This window comes from Cellulophaga algicola DSM 14237 (assembly GCF_000186265.1).
GTDB lineage: Bacteria > Bacteroidota > Bacteroidia > Flavobacteriales > Flavobacteriaceae > Cellulophaga > Cellulophaga algicola.
Genome location: NC_014934.1, coordinates 4,235,630 through 4,251,917 on the forward strand (window position 1 = coordinate 4,235,630; position 16,288 = coordinate 4,251,917).

At 32.7% G+C, this 16,288-nt stretch carries 16 protein-coding genes; 1 reads left to right on the top strand and 15 read right to left on the bottom strand.

All coding sequences use genetic code 11. From position 1 onward, the window contains the following. Nucleotide 1: 1 nt before the first annotated feature. From CELAL_RS18420 to CELAL_RS18445, 6 genes are all read right to left on the bottom strand, one after another. Entirely contained in the window at nt 2-943 is a 942-nt protein-coding gene (locus tag CELAL_RS18420) for a hypothetical protein (protein ID WP_148229707.1), read from the bottom strand. A 60-nt stretch (nt 944-1,003) separates the two neighbouring features. Beyond that, the gene (locus CELAL_RS18425) at nt 1,004-1,921 is read right to left on the bottom strand and encodes a hypothetical protein (protein ID WP_013552405.1); all 918 of its coding nucleotides are present in this window, start codon (nt 1,919-1,921) and stop codon (nt 1,004-1,006) included. 58 nt (nt 1,922-1,979) lie between these two features. Then, complete coding sequence (locus tag CELAL_RS18430; RefSeq protein ID WP_041557803.1) at nt 1,980-2,345, bottom strand: hypothetical protein; 366 nt, start codon at nt 2,343-2,345, stop codon at nt 1,980-1,982. Then, nucleotides 2,326-2,886, bottom strand: coding sequence for a LemA family protein (locus CELAL_RS18435; RefSeq protein WP_013552407.1), 561 nt, complete (start codon nt 2,884-2,886; stop codon nt 2,326-2,328). The genes CELAL_RS18430 and CELAL_RS18435 overlap by 20 nt, the downstream gene beginning before the upstream one ends. Before the next feature lie 10 nt (nt 2,887-2,896). Beyond that, nucleotides 2,897-3,946, bottom strand: a complete 1,050-nt coding sequence (locus CELAL_RS18440) for a hypothetical protein (RefSeq protein WP_013552408.1) — start codon at nt 3,944-3,946, stop codon at nt 2,897-2,899. A 167-nt stretch (nt 3,947-4,113) separates the two neighbouring features. Continuing rightward, the gene (locus CELAL_RS18445; protein WP_013552409.1) at nt 4,114-5,163 is read right to left on the bottom strand and encodes a hypothetical protein; all 1,050 of its coding nucleotides are present in this window, start codon (nt 5,161-5,163) and stop codon (nt 4,114-4,116) included. Nucleotides 5,164-5,403: 240 nt separating this feature from the next. Here CELAL_RS18445 and CELAL_RS18450 point away from each other — a divergent pair, with 240 nt between their 5' ends. Then, nucleotides 5,404-6,297: an IS1595-like element ISCal1 family transposase gene (locus tag CELAL_RS18450; protein WP_013552410.1), complete on the top strand. Its 894-nt coding sequence runs from the start codon at nt 5,404-5,406 to the stop codon at nt 6,295-6,297. Here the strand turns inward: CELAL_RS18450 and CELAL_RS18455 are convergent. The 9 genes from CELAL_RS18455 to CELAL_RS18495 all read right to left on the bottom strand — a co-directional run bounded on the left by CELAL_RS18455 (nt 6,294) and on the right by CELAL_RS18495 (nt 16,280). After that, nucleotides 6,294-7,304, bottom strand: a complete 1,011-nt coding sequence (locus CELAL_RS18455; RefSeq protein ID WP_218916568.1) for a hypothetical protein — start codon at nt 7,302-7,304, stop codon at nt 6,294-6,296. The genes CELAL_RS18450 and CELAL_RS18455 overlap by 4 nt on opposite strands. Before the next feature lie 414 nt (nt 7,305-7,718). After that, the gene (locus CELAL_RS18460) at nt 7,719-8,621 is read right to left on the bottom strand and encodes a hypothetical protein (protein ID WP_013552412.1); all 903 of its coding nucleotides are present in this window, start codon (nt 8,619-8,621) and stop codon (nt 7,719-7,721) included. A gap of 84 nt (nt 8,622-8,705) precedes the next feature. After that, nucleotides 8,706-9,749, bottom strand: coding sequence for a hypothetical protein (locus tag CELAL_RS18465; RefSeq protein WP_013552413.1), 1,044 nt, complete (start codon nt 9,747-9,749; stop codon nt 8,706-8,708). A 71-nt stretch (nt 9,750-9,820) separates the two neighbouring features. Further along, nucleotides 9,821-10,849 (bottom strand): hypothetical protein, encoded by a 1,029-nt coding sequence (locus tag CELAL_RS18470; RefSeq protein WP_013552414.1) that lies wholly within the window; start codon nt 10,847-10,849, stop codon nt 9,821-9,823. 71 nt (nt 10,850-10,920) lie between these two features. After that, entirely contained in the window at nt 10,921-11,973 is a 1,053-nt protein-coding gene (locus tag CELAL_RS18475) for a hypothetical protein (protein ID WP_041557808.1), read from the bottom strand. Nucleotides 11,974-12,302: 329 nt separating this feature from the next. Beyond that, nucleotides 12,303-13,214, bottom strand: coding sequence for a hypothetical protein (locus tag CELAL_RS18480; protein WP_013552416.1), 912 nt, complete (start codon nt 13,212-13,214; stop codon nt 12,303-12,305). Between the two features lie 60 nt (nt 13,215-13,274). Continuing rightward, a complete protein-coding gene (locus CELAL_RS18485; protein WP_013552417.1) occupies nt 13,275-14,183 on the bottom strand; it encodes a hypothetical protein in 909 nt (302 codons plus the stop codon). Nucleotides 14,184-14,243: 60 nt separating this feature from the next. Then, the gene (locus CELAL_RS18490) at nt 14,244-15,143 is read right to left on the bottom strand and encodes a hypothetical protein (protein WP_013552418.1); all 900 of its coding nucleotides are present in this window, start codon (nt 15,141-15,143) and stop codon (nt 14,244-14,246) included. Nucleotides 15,144-15,227: 84 nt separating this feature from the next. Continuing rightward, complete coding sequence (locus tag CELAL_RS18495; protein WP_041557810.1) at nt 15,228-16,280, bottom strand: hypothetical protein; 1,053 nt, start codon at nt 16,278-16,280, stop codon at nt 15,228-15,230. Between the last annotated feature and the right edge of the window lie 8 nt (nt 16,281-16,288).

Below are 16,288 nucleotides of genomic sequence, written 5' to 3' on the forward strand. Positions count from 1 at the left end.
CTTACTTTCTTATAACTTTAAAACTATCTGAGCCTTTAGGCTTATGAAGAAAACCACCAGTACTAAAATATTCCGTTTCGCTCTCACCAATCAATACGTCCCAATTTTTAAATATGCCCTCATCATTCCTTACTAATTTAACCAACCTTCCATTACCATATAATTCCAATTTATAATTTTCAATAGGTAACATCGTATTTATGTATTTTGAAAACCCATCAATTGATTCTTCGGTGTAGTACCAATTTGGATCATCATAGGTCGCTGTCGCTAGTTCTATATTTTTTTGTTTTTCTTCTATTAATAATTGCTTTATTTTTCCATCGTTTAATAAACCACGAAAATATTCATAATAGATTACCACTTCTTTTAAAAGCTCATCTTGATCCATTTTAGAAAGATCTTGACTCTCCGTCCAGCCAGTTAGTTCAAACGGAAGGTTTTCAACTTCAAATTCTCCAGAAAACTCCCAAAAAGGTACTTTTTCAGTAGGGACTGGTACTTCAAAGAAGATACTTTCATAATCTTCTGCTCCAGAATGGGGGCGTAATATCGAATTCTCAACATAGTTCCAATGATCTATTGTCACCCTAGTTTCTGTCAACAAATAGGGTTCTACAAATTCCTTTCCTGTCTGAGGTAAATAACGTACTCTAAAATGATGTGTTCCGTTCTTTAAGACCCATTCGTTTAATTCTACCCCTGATGATATAATACCTGCCGTTTCTTCTTTTGCCACTAAAATATCATCTATATAAAGTTCAAATGATGCAAAGCATGATATACCTACACCATAATGTATTTGTTTATCGTGAGTGTATGTATAGGCTTGTATTTTTTGAATAGTATCAGAAGGTACACCATTGGTTTCAAATACTTTCTTCTCTTGTCCTTTGCAATTAAAAAACAAGAGCAATACACACAAAATTAAAATTGGTTTCATAATCGGGGTCATTGTATTTTTATTGTGTTTATATTTTTTTTAAAATAGGTGTATCAGAAATTACCACATATGCCAAGTGCCTGTTTCTTTATGTTTAAAAATATAATAAGGCTGTCTAGACATAGCACCTGTATTTGGATTCTTAAACCAAATGGCAGGCCGTTGATCACTTCTTCTTACCAATGTTACCACCTTATTGTTGTAATAATATTTAATTTCAAAATCCTCCAAGGGTTGTGGCTCCATCCCATCCTTAATATTAATCATACCATCAATAGTTTTGTCAGATAATTTTTTACCCTTATAAAGTTGAACCAGTGCTCTTTTTAAATGTCTTTCTAGATGATCTCTATCTTGAGTTTTATTTATTATTGTTTGCCGCTTTATCGTAAAATGCTCGATAACTTCCTTAAGCACGTCTTCCTCTCTTAATTCAGAAAGATCTTGAGCATAGAGATCCAAAGTTTCTAGGGTATAGGGTACTTTGGCATCAAATTCTGTTTCCACAGCAAATAATGGTAGTTTTTGATCACCCACCTTAGGCATTTCCCATTCCCATAGGACTGTAAATCTACCGAATCCATGGTCTGGATCCGTCATATCACTATACCGTACCAGCTGTAATTGTAGGCCTGCTTTTTCAGATAATTCCTCTCCAATAAAAGGAAATACTTTCACAGAATTTTTTTGTTCTCCACTCTTTAAAATCATAAGGTTAAGTGGCGTTTTTACCGAATAAGCGGGATGCTCACGAAAATAATTGCTAGCAGGTAAATCGTTAACTCTTATATCATAATAACAATTCTGGTTATTAATTTGAAGATAATACCCAGGCCTTTTTTTATTCGAGTATTTATAATCTTTATAATGGTCTGTAATTTCTGTATCAACTTGTTCATAATTTACTTTATCCTGTCCGTTGGCTACGAGTGCTAAAAGTAGAATAGAGCATAAACTTAAAATTGTCTTTAACGTCATATGGAAAAATTAATAATAAATACTATAGGATAAAAGAATCCTAATTTAAATTTTTGGCTTATTTTTTATAAAACCCCTTGCTTAATTGCTGCTCGTATATTTTATATAATCTTGAGTGATTAGCTACGGTAAAAGCAAGAACAGTGCATATAACCGCTAGCCAAGCTAAAAATAGCTTTAATCCGCCAGGAATAAAAGAGGCCATAACGCCAACCACCAAAGATCCGAATATCCATGTGGCTATGACCACTACAAAAACCAACCATAGAAACTTTTTCTTTACTTCTGCACTCATAAAAATAGCACAAATTCTAGCCGGAACAATAAGCAGTAGCACACCAAAAAATGCTACGGACTTCATAATACTTGTGTTGTTATTGATTTCTTTTAACCAATCATAATACTCAAAACTGAATGCCATCATACTTTTTTTCTGCTGGAGTTATTTGTAATAATTCTTTGTTTTTAAATCCTAAAGGTTTTGCAATTAACAAATCTGGAAATTCATTAATGCCAATATTGTATAGATTAATACTGTCATTATAAAGCTCTCTGCGGTCTGCAAGATGGTTTTCTAATTCTGATACTCTAGATTGCAGAGCGGAAAAAGAAGCGTTCGCTTTTAACTCCGGATAATTTTCTGAAACTACCATTATAGAGCCTAAGGCACTATTTAATGCATTAGATTTTAATACTTTTTCTTCATTAGTTTTAGCATCTAAATATTGGGTTCTTAATTCCGTTACCTTAGTCAATAGATTTTCTTCATATTCCATATACCTCTTTACTATTTTTACCAATTCCGGAACTTCATCCGCACGTTGTTTTAGCAGCACATCAATATTCGCGAAGTTTTTATCCGTATTAGCCCTTAATAGAATTAAGCGGTTGTAGAGCGATACAATTCCTCTTACAAAAAACAGGACTATAAGCGCTATAATGATGATAAACAAATAAGGTTTCATTTTTTAGTGTTTAAAGATTAAAGGGTAATATTTCTTTTAAATTAAAAAGTTCGGTCAGCGATGTGAAAGAAAAGAATAGTTCATTTTCTTGGATGGTAATTTCACAGGTTAGGATAACGCTAATACAGGCGATCAAAATTAAAAGGTATTTTACAAATGATTGTTGCAAGGGTCGCATTAAATTCCACTGTTGTACATGCGCATACGTAGCAACGCCAAATACATCTTTTGAAGGGTCTTTTTCAATGAATACCTGTTGGTTTCTATTCGTAGCTTTACCAATAAGAAGTACCTTCATGTTTTCTTCTAATAAAAACAATTGAAAACGTCTATCGCCGGCGGAATACGAGTATTTAGATTCTGGTAAATCTATCAATTCAAGAGCATCTCCCGATATATTCATAATACCCGTTCCGTCATTAATTTGAAACGGATTGCAGACCGTTTCCTTGGAAATAGTACTATAACTTATTTTACCATTTTTATCAGAATTTATGGCATCTATTTTATAGAGGTACCCAATGCAAGGCTCTTTTTTTATGGCAGAATAAACGGGTTCTAAAAGTATTGTTTTACCCGAAATTTCTACTAAGCCCATAGCTAAAGATCTAATTTTTGAGGTGGGTAAAACACCCTGTAACTCATAAAAGGTATTTTTTGAACTGGGAGTTAGTATTTCTCTAAGGATAACAAATGCAATTATGGCTATTACCCCATAGGGCCAAGTAATCATGATAAGCGGCATGGCTACGATAAAGGCTAAGAAGCCCCAAACAGAATTCTTATCCCTAATGGCTTTTACAAAACCTCCTACAAGCATTAATACAAATAGCATAGGGAAGTTTACCAAACAGGCAAAAGGTACATAACCGAGATCTAAAATAGCTGTTATCACCACCATAAAGGGCGGAATAATAAATAAGGGCCAGATTACGGGAAATTTGACTCCGTATAGACTTTTTAATACTAAGTAATAAAAAAGACCAAAAGCACTAGAAAATATAGTCAGAAAGACCATAAAAACAGTGTCCATATTATCTACTCTGAAGGTTTCTAGCACGTAATTAATGGGATGTTGATTATGATGAACCGGTTAGCTTATAAACCTTTATAGTTTAAGTCCTCTAAGTTACTTAATAATTGAAAATAAAAGTGAGCCTCCCTTAAATTATCCAGACCGGATAAATGGAATAGGTAAGGGGTTCCATTATTTTCATAAATAAATACCTAATAAAATCTATCATCGTTTTCGTTAATAATAAATCCTTGATCTGTTTTATGCACTATTTCTATTTCATGGAAAATGCTTAAATCTCTTAACGATTGTTTCAACGTTTTATGAGTAGCATCTTTCTTTAAATTGATTTTTGTGTTTACGGGAACAGCATTTAACCCATTAAACACTTTTTTTACGGTACTATCCCGAACAATTAATGCGTTAAGCCTATAATCTTTGAGTTCAAAATCGAACCTTATAGCTTCAGAAAATTCCGTACTAAATTCTGGTATTAAATCTCTTATAGTTGCAAAAAGTTTTCTTTGATGGCGCGAGATTAAATTTTCAAAATTAGTCCAATCAATTTCTTTGGGAGCATTTTCCGTATTGTGGAAGTTTTTTGCCAATCGTAATTTAGCCAAAGAGTTCGAAAATAAATCTTGCTCTGGGAGCTTCCAAAATGGATTTTCTTTCTGAACACTATGGAAAACTTCTAAACGTTTTATAGCTTCTAAATAGGTGATATGTAATACGTGGTGTTCTCCTCTTTCACCATAAATGATACTGTTTTCATCTACATAAAAAATAGTGCAGTCATCCATAGTATTACTAATATCTTGGGCTATTAATTTTATATCATAAGACCGTGACTTTTCCCAGGGAATGTAATAGAAGAAATCCATAGCTACAAAAGTCAGGGTATGGGGAACATACCTATCGTCAACTTCTATTCTAGAAAACCCTGGTAGCCTGCCGTCAATAACAATGGAGCCAAAAGTCATTCTGTCTAGGCTGCCTTCTAAACTTTCCCTAAATTTATATCGAATAGAGGCAAGTGCATCAAAATTTTCTAATTTGATAAGCTCGTTTACTGTTTCTCTATTTAAAAACGCAATAATTTTTGTACTGTCATAAATTTCTTCAAAGGATTGCAGGTTATCATATTCGTATAGATTTTCGGCTTCAATAGGCACAAAATGCGTATCCATTTTTAATAGATCGCCACAGCTTACACTGAAGATAAAAAGGAATAAGAAAATTAGTTTATAAAGTAGTTTCATGCTTGTTTGATTTCTAGTATACACACCATCATTTAAATGTAATTCTTAAGACAGAATTTAGCAGAAGATATTAACGTGCATACTCAAAATTAAACTCTCCCTCTTTGTGTTTGTCTTTAGGAATAGATAAGGCAATGCCTTGAAAACGAACTTTTTTTCTATCATCCTTGTTTGTAAATAAAAAATAATAGAGGTCAGTAGCTAACTTCGTATCTTGATACTCAGTAAATATATTAAATTATGGATATTTTCAAGGGTCAAAATCTTCTAGAGTTCTCTGATTGCTTCAAAACGGACAATGATTGCAAAGAATATTTAACAAATATTAAGTCTAAAACCCCTTTTAAATGTTCTAGATGCAATCATATAGCCTGTCAAACACGTGCTGATTTCTCTAGGCAATGTAATATTTGTAGACATACAGAATCCGCAACAGCAGATACTTTATTTCACAAGGTAAAGTTTGGTGTTCGCAAAGCATTTTTTATTTGTTTTGAGATGGCTACAAGCACGAAAAGCTTATCTGCAAGTTATATGGGAGTACGTTACGGAGTAACAGAAAAAACAGCTAGACTTTTTATGCTTAAGGTCAGAGAAGCTATGTCTTCGAGTGGGAATAATCCTATGGACGGAGTTGTTCATGTAGATGAATTTGTTTTAGGGGGCAGAGAAGAAACAAAAGTTGGCAGAAGCTACAATGCTAAGAAAAAGAAGGCGGTTACAGCTGTTCAGCTTACAGAAGATGGAAAGGTAAAAAGAATGTATGCTATGAAAATAGATGATTTTTCAGCACAATCCTTACAATATATTTTTGTCAACCATATCAGCCGAAACGCAAAGATTACTACAGATAAATGGATAGGCTATAGTCCTATTGCAAAGGCTTACGACATCACACAAATAGAAAGTAATGGAGGGTTAAATTTTAAAGCGCTTCATACAATGATACATCAGGTTAAATCTTGGATAAGAACAACTTATTCTTGGGTTAGTGACAATAATTTAAATAGATATTTCAATGAATTTTGTTTTAGAATAAACAGATCTCAAAGTAAAGCTACAATATTCAATAATCTTATTGTTAAAATGGTCAATAATGATAAAATCAATCAAGCTGAATTAATAAGTAATTAACTACTGACCTCTAAAAAATAAAATGCGGACGTCCTATTTAAGCGTGGGTCAAGATCCGGTTTTTCGAAAATAGAAGGGTGCCATAGTCTTACAATTCTTCCATCTCCAAAAAATTGTATTTTATAATCTTTGATTGGTTGAAAATCTTTATTATCTATTAAAATTGGTTTATAAATTTCCTGTACCATCTCTTTAATATAGGCGATATCTCGATATTCATTGACCGCTAATCGTTCAAACATGGGGTATTGCATAGTCATGATACTCGCCGCATCATTAGCTTTGTAAAGCTGTTGTATTTCTTTGTAATAATTTACTATAGCCAATTCTAATTTTTCTTGATCTAGTTTTCTTAAATCAATAGCATTTGTCCAACCTTCAATTTCATAAGGCACTTGAGCATCAAATGTAAACGTATACTCGTAATATGGAAGACCAGAACCCATAAACTCATCAGTATTTTTATTCTTTTTACTTTCGTGTCTCAGGATCAATTTTTCGTCATCTACAATACTTTTATAAGTGTTTATGTCAGCTACCCGAATCACTTCTATAGTAATTTCGGTATTATCCAATAAGGTAGTTACTGTTTCACCTTCGCCATATTCCTCCTTGATTAGATCTCCAATGGGATACAACCTATAAGTAACTTTTTGAGGACCCGATTTTAAAATAGATGAATTAATAGCTTTAGCGGTAGCATATTGCTTTAGGCTATAATTTCTATCTACAAGTCTATCATTTACTAAGACCTCATAAATGCAGTTCAATTGGTTAATACGCAAATAATACATCGGTTCTTTTGGATAGTGCTTAACTTCAGAGGCAATGCTATCTATATATTGATCTAAATTAAAAGTTTTTGTTTCTTCCTTTTTGTTTTGCGCACAACTCAAAAACGTTATAAGACCTACAGCTAATAGTACTAATTTGTTTAATAATCCCATATTGGTCATTAAAAAATTAAATATACTGAAAATATATTCTCCACTATAGACCATCTGCAAGTAATAGCTTTTTAATTGCTTTTAATTCTGTGAAAACAATCTTGTTACTATTAGGTGTTTTATGATCTTTAATATAGTTCTTGATAGTAGACCATTTCTAGTTTATAGCGTTACTAATAGGATAATAAAATAATCTTGTTTAGTAACTACGTCTATCTAGAATGTAATAGAAAAGTAAACAAAATATATACTCATGGATTATGAAATTTAGGATTTTTACTTACAACTAAAAAGAACAAAAGCTATCTGAATGGATAGCTTTTGTAGTTGTTTCTTAGGCTGTTGGGTACTTTTTAGAAATGAGTGTTAGCGTAATGCAGTTCGTAGATTTTTTACAGGTTAATAATATTGAAAATAACAACTAAAATAATCCAGCAAAATTAAATGGCAGCTTATTCTGTTTTTTCAACTTTATTACCACATATGCCAAGTGCCTGTTTTTTTATTTTTAAAAATATAATAAGGTTGCCATGATCTGGCGCCTGTTTCTGGATTCGTAAAAAATATTGCAGGCATTTTATTTTCACTATTGACTAAGGTTACTACTTTATTGTCATATAATAATTTTAAATTAAAATTTTCGAGAGGCTGTGCATCTTTTCCTTTTGAAATAGAAATCATGCCATCTGCTAAATCTTTATCCTCTTCATTAGTCGCATATATTTGGATTGAACTCCTTTTGATATGAGAAATTAAATATGATTTGCTTTCATTTTTATTAATGATATTTTCACGTTTTTTGACAAATTCAGTTAGCACTTCTTTTAGAAGATCCTCTCTATCCATTTTAGATAAATCTTCCGCATAATCATCTAAAACATTAATTTCATAAGGTACTTCTGCTTTAAAAACCGTATCCAATTCAAAATAGGGTAATTTTAAGGTTTCTGATTTTGGCATTTCCCATTTCCATAAAATTGTACTACCTCCAAAATCGTTTTCTAAGTCCGTAATGTCCGGATAATGTATTAAGGTTACATCTATGTTGGCTTTATTAGTTAAAGTGTCACCTTTGAATGGAAATACTTTAATTGATAACTTTTGATCTCCACTTTTTAAAATTTGCATATTTAAAGGTAATCGTACTGAATAAGAAGGGAATTCTAAAAAGTAACTTCCAGTAACTAATTCATTAGTTTGAATCTCATAATAACAGTTTTGATTATTTACTTGTAGGTAATATCCTGAACGGGAATCATTCAAATATTTGTAATTTTCATAATGTGAAGTTATTTCCATATCGATAGTGTCCTTTCTGTTTTGCGCACAACTCAACAGACTTAACAAAGCCATTAGTATAAAAAGTTTGTATTTCATAGGATTAAAGCGCTTCTTTTTGAAAGCATTTTTAAAATAGGAATTGAAAATAACATCAGCGCTCATCATAATATAAATCTCACACTAAGACATGATTAGCGTAAACTCTTTTTTAGTAAACCCCTTTTTAGGAGCATAGAGGTAGAGCCCGAAGAACATACCCTTTTCAACATCATCCTTAAAATATCTAACCCAACCTGCACATCTATTCCTATAATAAAAGTCTTCTTTAGTTTTATGGCGTAAAAAGGCCACCCCACCCTGTGCATAAAATACCAGTTCATAATCCTTTACAGGTTGGGGCTTCACAGTAGGGTTATTGAGTAACTCCAACTCTTCGTCCCACATTTCTTGTATTTCATTTTTACTTTTATAATAGGCTTGTGCTTGTACGTAAAAAGATTGGTAATATTTTTGCGCAATAAAATCTTTATTCCCTTTTTTATATTCCTTTAAAAAAGATTTATAATAGTTTATCATTTTCTTCTCTAAAATATCTTGATCTACAGTACTAAGGTCCGCAGCATCTCCCCAAGAGTTTTCACTAAGGTCATACGGTACTTTTGCATAAAACTCAAAAGTATATTCATAAAAAGGTAAACCAGTTCCAGCAAATACTTCGCCATTAGCATCTGTAGTGGGGCTTTGGTGTTCCAATAGTTCTACTTCATCATTTAAGCCCATGGCTCCTTTTTTGTCTAGTTGAATCACCCTAATGCTTACAGTAGAGGCATCTCCTAATTGGGTTATGGTTTCCCCGTATTCATACTCTTCTTTGATCAAATCGCCAACGGGGTACATCCGTACGGTAACGGTTTGGGTACCTGTTTTTAAGATATTATGATTTATTTCTAAAGGACTAGCTAAATTAGAAAGTTCATAGCTTTTATACACCGGCATATCGTTGACCAATACTTCAATGATGCAATTTTCCTTTCCAATCCTTAAATAGTATAAAGGTTCTTCGTCATATCGTTTTACTTTGGCACTAATGGCCGACACCATGTTACCCGAATTAATATCTTCGATAGCTGTGGGTAGGGAAGTAGTTTCTTTAGTACCTTTTGGTTGTTGGGCACAACTAAACAGACTTAAAAGCGCCACTAGAAAAACAAGTTTATATTTCATAAGGTTAAAGCTCATCTTTTTAAAAGTATTTTCAAAATAACAATAGCGCTCATCATAATATAAGTCTCACACTAGGACATAATTAGTGTAAACTCTTTTTTACTAAACCCCTTTTTAGGAGCATAGAGGTAGAGCCCGAAAAATCTCCCTCTTTCATCATCACCTCTAAAGTACTCTACGTAACCAGCGCATTTATTTCTATAGTAGATATCTTCTTTGTTTTTATGACGTAAAAAGGCCACCCCTCCCTGTGCATAAAACACCAGTTCATAATCTTTTATGGGTTGTGCCATAATAGTATTATTATTCAATAACTCCAAATGTTCATCCCACATTTCCTGTATTTCATTTTTACTTTTATAATAAGCTTGTGCTTGTACATAAAAAGATTGGTAATATTTTTGCGCAATAAAATCTTTATTCCCTTTCTTATATTCCTTTAAGAAGGTTTTATAATAGTCTAGCATTTTCTGCTCTAAAACATCTTGGTCTACAGTATTAAGGTCCGCAGCATCTCCCCAAGAGTTTTCACTAAGGTCATACGATACTTTTGCATAAAACTCAAACGTATATTCATAAAAAGGAAGACCAGTACCTGCAAATACTTCGCCATTGGCATCTGTAGTTGGGCTTTGGTGTTGCAATACTTCCACTTCGTCATTTAAGCCCATGTTTCCTTTTTTGTCTAGTTGAATCACCCTAATGCTTACAGTAGAGGCATCTCCTAATTGGGTTATGGTTTCCCCGTATTCATACTCTTCTTTGATCAAATCGCCAACGGGGTACATCCGTACGGTAACGGTTTGGGTACCTGATTTTAATATATTATGATTTATTTCTAAAGGACTAGCCAAATTAGAAAGTTCATAGCTTTTATACACCGGCATATCGTTCACCAGTACTTCAATGATACAATTTTCCTTTCCTATCCTTAAATAGTATAAAGGTTCATCATCATAGCGTTTTACTTTGGCACTAATGGCCGATACCATGTTACCCGAATTAATATCTTCGATAGCTGTGGGTTTAAGGTCTTTTGGTTGTTGGGCACAACTAAACAGACTTAAAAGCGCCACTAGAAAAACAAGTTTATATTTCATAAGGTTAAAGCTCATCTTTTTAAAAGTATTTTCAAAATAGAAATAGCGCTCATCATAATATAAGTCTCACACTAAGACATGATTAGTGTAAACTCTTTTTTACTAAACCCCTTTTTAGGAGCATAGAGGTAGAGCCCGAAAAATGTTTCATATTCTTCACCGTATTCAATTGCCTTTACCTTACCCGCACATTCATTTCTATAAAAGAGGTCATCTTTAGTCTTAAGGCGTAAAAAAGCTATTTCGCCATGTGCATAAAATACCAGTTCATAATCCTTTACAGGTTGGGGCTTCACAGTAGGGTTATTGAGTAACTCCAACTCTTCGTCCCACATTTCCTGTATCTCTTCTTTACTCTTATAGTACGCCTGCGCTTGTACATAAAATGATTGGTAATATTTTCGCGCAATAAAATCTTTGTTCCCTTTTTTATATTCCTTTAAAAAAGATTTATAATAGTCTAGCATTTTCTGCTCCAAAATATCTTGGTCTACAGTACTAAGGTCCGCAGCATCTCCCCAAGAGTTTTCACTAAGGTCATACGGTACTTTTGCATAAAACTCAAACGTATATTCATAAAAAGGTAAGCCGGTACCCGCAAATACTTCGCCATTGGCATCTGTAGTAGGGCTTTTGTGTTCCAATACTTCCAATTCATCGTTTAAACCCATAGCTCCTTGTTTGTCTAGTTGAATCACCCTAATGCTTACATTAGAGGCATCTCCCAACTGGGTAATGGTTTCCCCGTATTCATACGCTTCTTTAATCAAATCGCCCACGGGATACATACGGACAGTAACGGTTTGGGTTCCAGATTTTAAGATCGAACCATTTATTCGCAAAGGGCTTGCCAAATTTGAGAGTTCATAGCTTTTATACACCGGCATATCGTTCACCAGTACTTCAATAATACAATTTTCTCTTCCTATCCTTAAATAGTACAAAGGTTCTTCATCAAAGTGTTTTACTTTGGCACTAATGGCCGCTACCATATTTTCTGAGTTAATCTCTTCTACCGCTGTGGGTAGGGCAGTAGTTGCTTTAGCATCTTTTGGTTGTTGCGCACATGCTAAAAGTGTACCAAAACCTACTGTTAGAAAGACTAATTTATCTATTATCTTCATCCTTATTATTAAAAAAATAAATATACTGAAAATATATTCTCCACTATAGACCATCTGCAAGTAATATTTTTTCTAATTTCTTTTAATAATGTGAAAATAATCTTGTTTAGTAACTACGTCTATTCAGAATGTCATGGAAAAGGAAACAAAATATACAGCGGCTGGAATATTTAATTTAGGATTTTCACTTACTACTTAAAAGTCCAAAAGCTATCTAATTAAATAGATAGCTTTTGTGTTTTAACTTTTTTTTATCTTATTGTGTACCTACTGCATCAAAGGCTAACGGAGGGAGGGTCCAAAAATAATGAGACTATTAAAGTTTATAGTTACCACACATGCCATTCTCCTGTGTCTTTATTTTTAAATAAATAAAAAGGCTGCCAACTTATAGGTTTCCCTGAATCTTTATCTGCCCACCAAAGAGCAGAATCATAATCAATGGTATTAAGTAAAGTTATTATTTTACCATTGCCGTAAAGTTGAAGTTTATAATTTTCTAAAGGTTGTAAGATTTCATTCGGTTCTTGAGAAGGTGGTGCGGATACAATTTTTTTAAGTCTTTCTTCGGAATAATAAGTTTGTACATGAAACCGCTGATAAAAATCAGTACCTAACTTTTCATCATATAATATATTATTTAAAAGTTCATGATGTCTTTGTTCAAATAACGGAAGTACTTCTTTTAATAATTGATCAGTATCCATTTTCGATAAATCTAATGCGTACTTATCTAATATATCTAATTTATAGGGTACTTTCGCTTCAAAAACAGTATCCATTGCAAATAAAGGAAGGTCTTGTTCAATAGCTGGCATTTCCCAATCCCATAGGGTAATACTACCACCATAATCATTTTCTTTATCTGTCATGTCAGGATACATCATTAAGCGTAATTGCAAATTTGCCTTTTTACTTAATACATCTCCATTTAATGGTAATACTTTTACTGACAATGATTGCTCTCCGCTTTTCAAAATCATTAAATTAAGCGGTATTCTAACAGAGTAGCTTGAGTAAGGATCGAAGAAACTAGCCGTATCTAAATCATTCGTTTTAATTTCATAATGGCAATTTTGATTATTTATTTGCAAGTAATACCCAGGTCTTGAGTCATTAATAAATTTATAGTTTCTTAATTCTTTAGCGATTGAGGTATTATTTATAGTCATCTTTTTTTTTTGTGAACAACCTGTTGTTACAGATAAAATTGCAATAAGCGCTACTAGGTATATTTTCATTTTTAAAACTTTTAAGAACTACTCAATTTTTTTGATCAATTAGATTTAGTACATTAGAAATTACCAAACATGCCATTCTCCTGTATCTTTATTTTTGAATAGATATACTGGCTGCCAACCTATAGGTTCTCCAGTATCTTTATCTGCCCACCAAATTGCGGAGTCATTGTCAATAGTATTAAGTAAAGTAGCAATTTTACCGTTACCATATAATTGAAGCCTATAATTTTCTAAAGGTTGTAAAATTTCATTAGGCTTTTGAGAAATAGGTTCCTCTGCAGATTTACTTAACATTTCTTGAGTCATGTAAATTTGTATACCTGCTCTTTGTAGAATATTCAGCCAATCATCTTTATCATGTTTATGATTCTCAATATCTTTAATTTTTGTTGCAAACAAAGCTATCACTTCTTCTAATAAAATGTCTTTATCCATTTTTGACAGATCCAATGCATATTTATCTAATATATTTAATTTATAGGGTACTTTTGCTTCAAAAACAGTATCGAATTCAAATAAGGGCAGGGCTTCTTCAATAGCAGGCATTTCCCAATCCCATAGCGTAATACCACCCCCATAATCATTTTCTTTATCTGTCATGTCAGGATACATCATTAAGCGTAATTGCAAATCCGCTTTTTCACTTAAAGTATTGCCTTGTAATGGTAATACTTTAATAGATAGTGACTGCTCTCCACTTTTTAAAATATTCAAATTTAAGGGTACACGGACAGAATAGCTTGAATAGGCATCAAAAAATCTAGCCGTACTTAAATCATTCGTTTTAATTTCATAATGACAGTTTTGATTATTTATTTGCAAGTAATAACCCGGTCTTGAATCATCAATAAATTTATAGCTTTTAAATTCTTTAGCGATTAAACTATTATCTGTTTTCATTTTTTTTGGCTGTGAACAGCCTGTTGTTAAAGATAAAATTGCAATAAGCGCTACTAGGTATATTTTCATTTTTAAAACTTTTAAGAACTACTTAATTTTTGTGATCAATTAGATTTAGTACATTAGAAATTACCACACATGCCATTCTCCTGTGTCTTTATTTTTAAATAGATATACTGGTTGCCAACCTATAGGTTCTCCTGTATGTTTATCTGCCCACCAAATTGCAGAGTCATGATCAATAGTATTAAGTAAAGTTGCAATTCTGCCATTACCATATAATTTTAGAACAAAATTTTCCAAAGGTTGTAATACCTCATTTGGCTTAGCTATTAATATAGATTCTACAGTTTTATCTAATTTTTCTTTACTACCATATATTTGAACCATGTGCGGTGCAAAAGAATATTTAAGCGCATTGACATCTTGACTATTATTTTTAATACTAGCGTGTTTAATTTTAAACTGATTTATTACCTCTTTCAAAAGAATATTATTATCAATTTTTGAAAGATCTGAAGCATATTTGTTTAATATGTCTATCTCAAATGGAACTTTAGCTTCAAAGACAGTATCCATCGCATAAAAAGGAAAGTCCTCTTCTAAATTAGGCATCTTCCATTCCCATAAATCAGTGCTTCCTCCATAATCATTTTCCAAATCAGTCATATCTGAATAACTAATCAATCTTAATTGTAAACTAGCCTGTTTGCTCAAAGTTTTACCTTGGAATGGTAAAATTTTAACTGAAATTGGCTGTTCTCCACTTTTAAAAATCCTAAGGTTTAATGGAATACGTACTGAATAGCTGGAATAGGGATCAAAATATTTACCGGTATCTAAATCATTTACTTTTATCTCATAATGACAATTTTGACTGTTTACTTGTAAGTAATAACCAGGCCTTGAATCGTCTAAATATTGATAATTTATAAGTTCGCTAAAAATCATATTTTGTTTGTTATTTTTCTCTTGAGAACAACTCAACAGACTTAACAAAGCCAATAGTATAAAAAGTTTGTATTTCATAGGATTAAAGCGCTTCTTTTTGAAAGCATTTTTAAAATAGGAATTGAAAATAACATCAGCGCTCAGCATAATATAAGTCTCAAACTAAGACATGATTAGCGTAAACTCTTTTCTACTAAACCCCTTTTTAGGAGCATAGAGGTAGAGCCCGAAAAATGTTTCATATTCTGTTCCAGCTTCTGTTGTCTCTATATATGCAGCACAGTTGTTTCTATAATATAGTTCATCTTTAGTCTTAAGGCGTAAAAAAGCCACCCCATTATGTGCATAAAAGACCAGTTCATAATCTTTAATTGATTGGAGCTTAACTGTAGGGTCATTGAGCAATTCTAACTCTTCGTCCCACATTTCCTGTATTTCTTTTATACTTTTATAGTAGGCTTGAGCCTGCACGGAAAAAGATTGGTAATATTTTTGCGCAATAAAATCTTTATTGCCTTTTTTATATTCCTTTAAAAAAGATTTATAATAGTCTAGCATTTTCTGCTCTAAAACATCTTGGTCTACAGTATTAAGGTCCGCAGCATCTCCCCAAGAGTTTTCACTAAGGTCATACGGTACTTTTGCATAAAACTCAAACGTATATTCATAAAAAGGAAGGCCAGTACCTGCAAATACTTCGCCATTGGCATCTGTAGTAGGGCTTTGGTGTTGCAATACTTCCACTTCGTCATTTAAGCCCATGGCTCCTTTTTTGTCTAGTTGAATCACCCTAATGCTTACAGTAGAGGCATCTCCCAACTGGGTTATGGTTTCCCCGTATTCATACTCTTCTTTAATCAAATCACCCACGGGATACATACGTACCGTAACGGTTTGGATTCCTGTTCTTAAGATATTATGATTTATTTCTAAAGGACTTGCCAAATTAGAGAGTTCATAACTTTTATAGACTGGCATATCGTTGACCAATACTTCAATAATACAATTTTCCTTTCCTATTCTCAAATAGTATAAAGGTTCTTCATCAAAGTGCTTTACTTTGGCACTAATGGCCGATACCATGTTTTCTGAGTTAATCTCTTCGATAGCTGTGGGTAGGGCAGTGGTTGCTTTAGCATCTTTTGGTTGTTGGGCACATGCTAAAAGCGTACAAAAACCTACTGTTAGAAAAACTAATTTATCTATTATCTTCATCCTTATCA

Excerpts from the sequence above, each read along its gene's own strand:
- CELAL_RS18435 (WP_013552407.1), bottom strand. The coding sequence starts at position 2,886 with ATGAAACCTTATTTGTTTATCATCATTATAGCGCTTATAGTCCTGTTT.
- CELAL_RS18495 (WP_041557810.1), bottom strand. The coding sequence starts at position 16,280 with ATGAAGATAATAGATAAATTAGTTTTTCTAACAGTAGGTTTTTGTACG.
- CELAL_RS18450 (WP_013552410.1), top strand. The coding sequence starts at position 5,404 with ATGGATATTTTCAAGGGTCAAAATCTTCTAGAGTTCTCTGATTGCTTC.
- CELAL_RS18475 (WP_041557808.1), bottom strand. The coding sequence starts at position 11,973 with ATGAAGATAATAGATAAATTAGTCTTTCTAACAGTAGGTTTTGGTACA.
- CELAL_RS18490 (WP_013552418.1), bottom strand. The coding sequence starts at position 15,143 with ATGAAATACAAACTTTTTATACTATTGGCTTTGTTAAGTCTGTTGAGT.
- CELAL_RS18420 (WP_148229707.1), bottom strand. The coding sequence starts at position 943 with ATGAAACCAATTTTAATTTTGTGTGTATTGCTCTTGTTTTTTAATTGC.
- CELAL_RS18470 (WP_013552414.1), bottom strand. The coding sequence starts at position 10,849 with ATGAAATATAAACTTGTTTTTCTAGTGGCGCTTTTAAGTCTGTTTAGT.
- CELAL_RS18460 (WP_013552412.1), bottom strand. The coding sequence starts at position 8,621 with ATGAAATACAAACTTTTTATACTAATGGCTTTGTTAAGTCTGTTGAGT.
- CELAL_RS18425 (WP_013552405.1), bottom strand. The coding sequence starts at position 1,921 with ATGACGTTAAAGACAATTTTAAGTTTATGCTCTATTCTACTTTTAGCA.
- CELAL_RS18485 (WP_013552417.1), bottom strand. The coding sequence starts at position 14,183 with ATGAAAATATACCTAGTAGCGCTTATTGCAATTTTATCTTTAACAACA.
- CELAL_RS18430 (WP_041557803.1), bottom strand. The coding sequence starts at position 2,345 with ATGATGGCATTCAGTTTTGAGTATTATGATTGGTTAAAAGAAATCAAT.
- CELAL_RS18465 (WP_013552413.1), bottom strand. The coding sequence starts at position 9,749 with ATGAAATATAAACTTGTTTTTCTAGTGGCGCTTTTAAGTCTGTTTAGT.
- CELAL_RS18445 (WP_013552409.1), bottom strand. The coding sequence starts at position 5,163 with ATGAAACTACTTTATAAACTAATTTTCTTATTCCTTTTTATCTTCAGT.
- CELAL_RS18480 (WP_013552416.1), bottom strand. The coding sequence starts at position 13,214 with ATGAAAATATACCTAGTAGCGCTTATTGCAATTTTATCTGTAACAACA.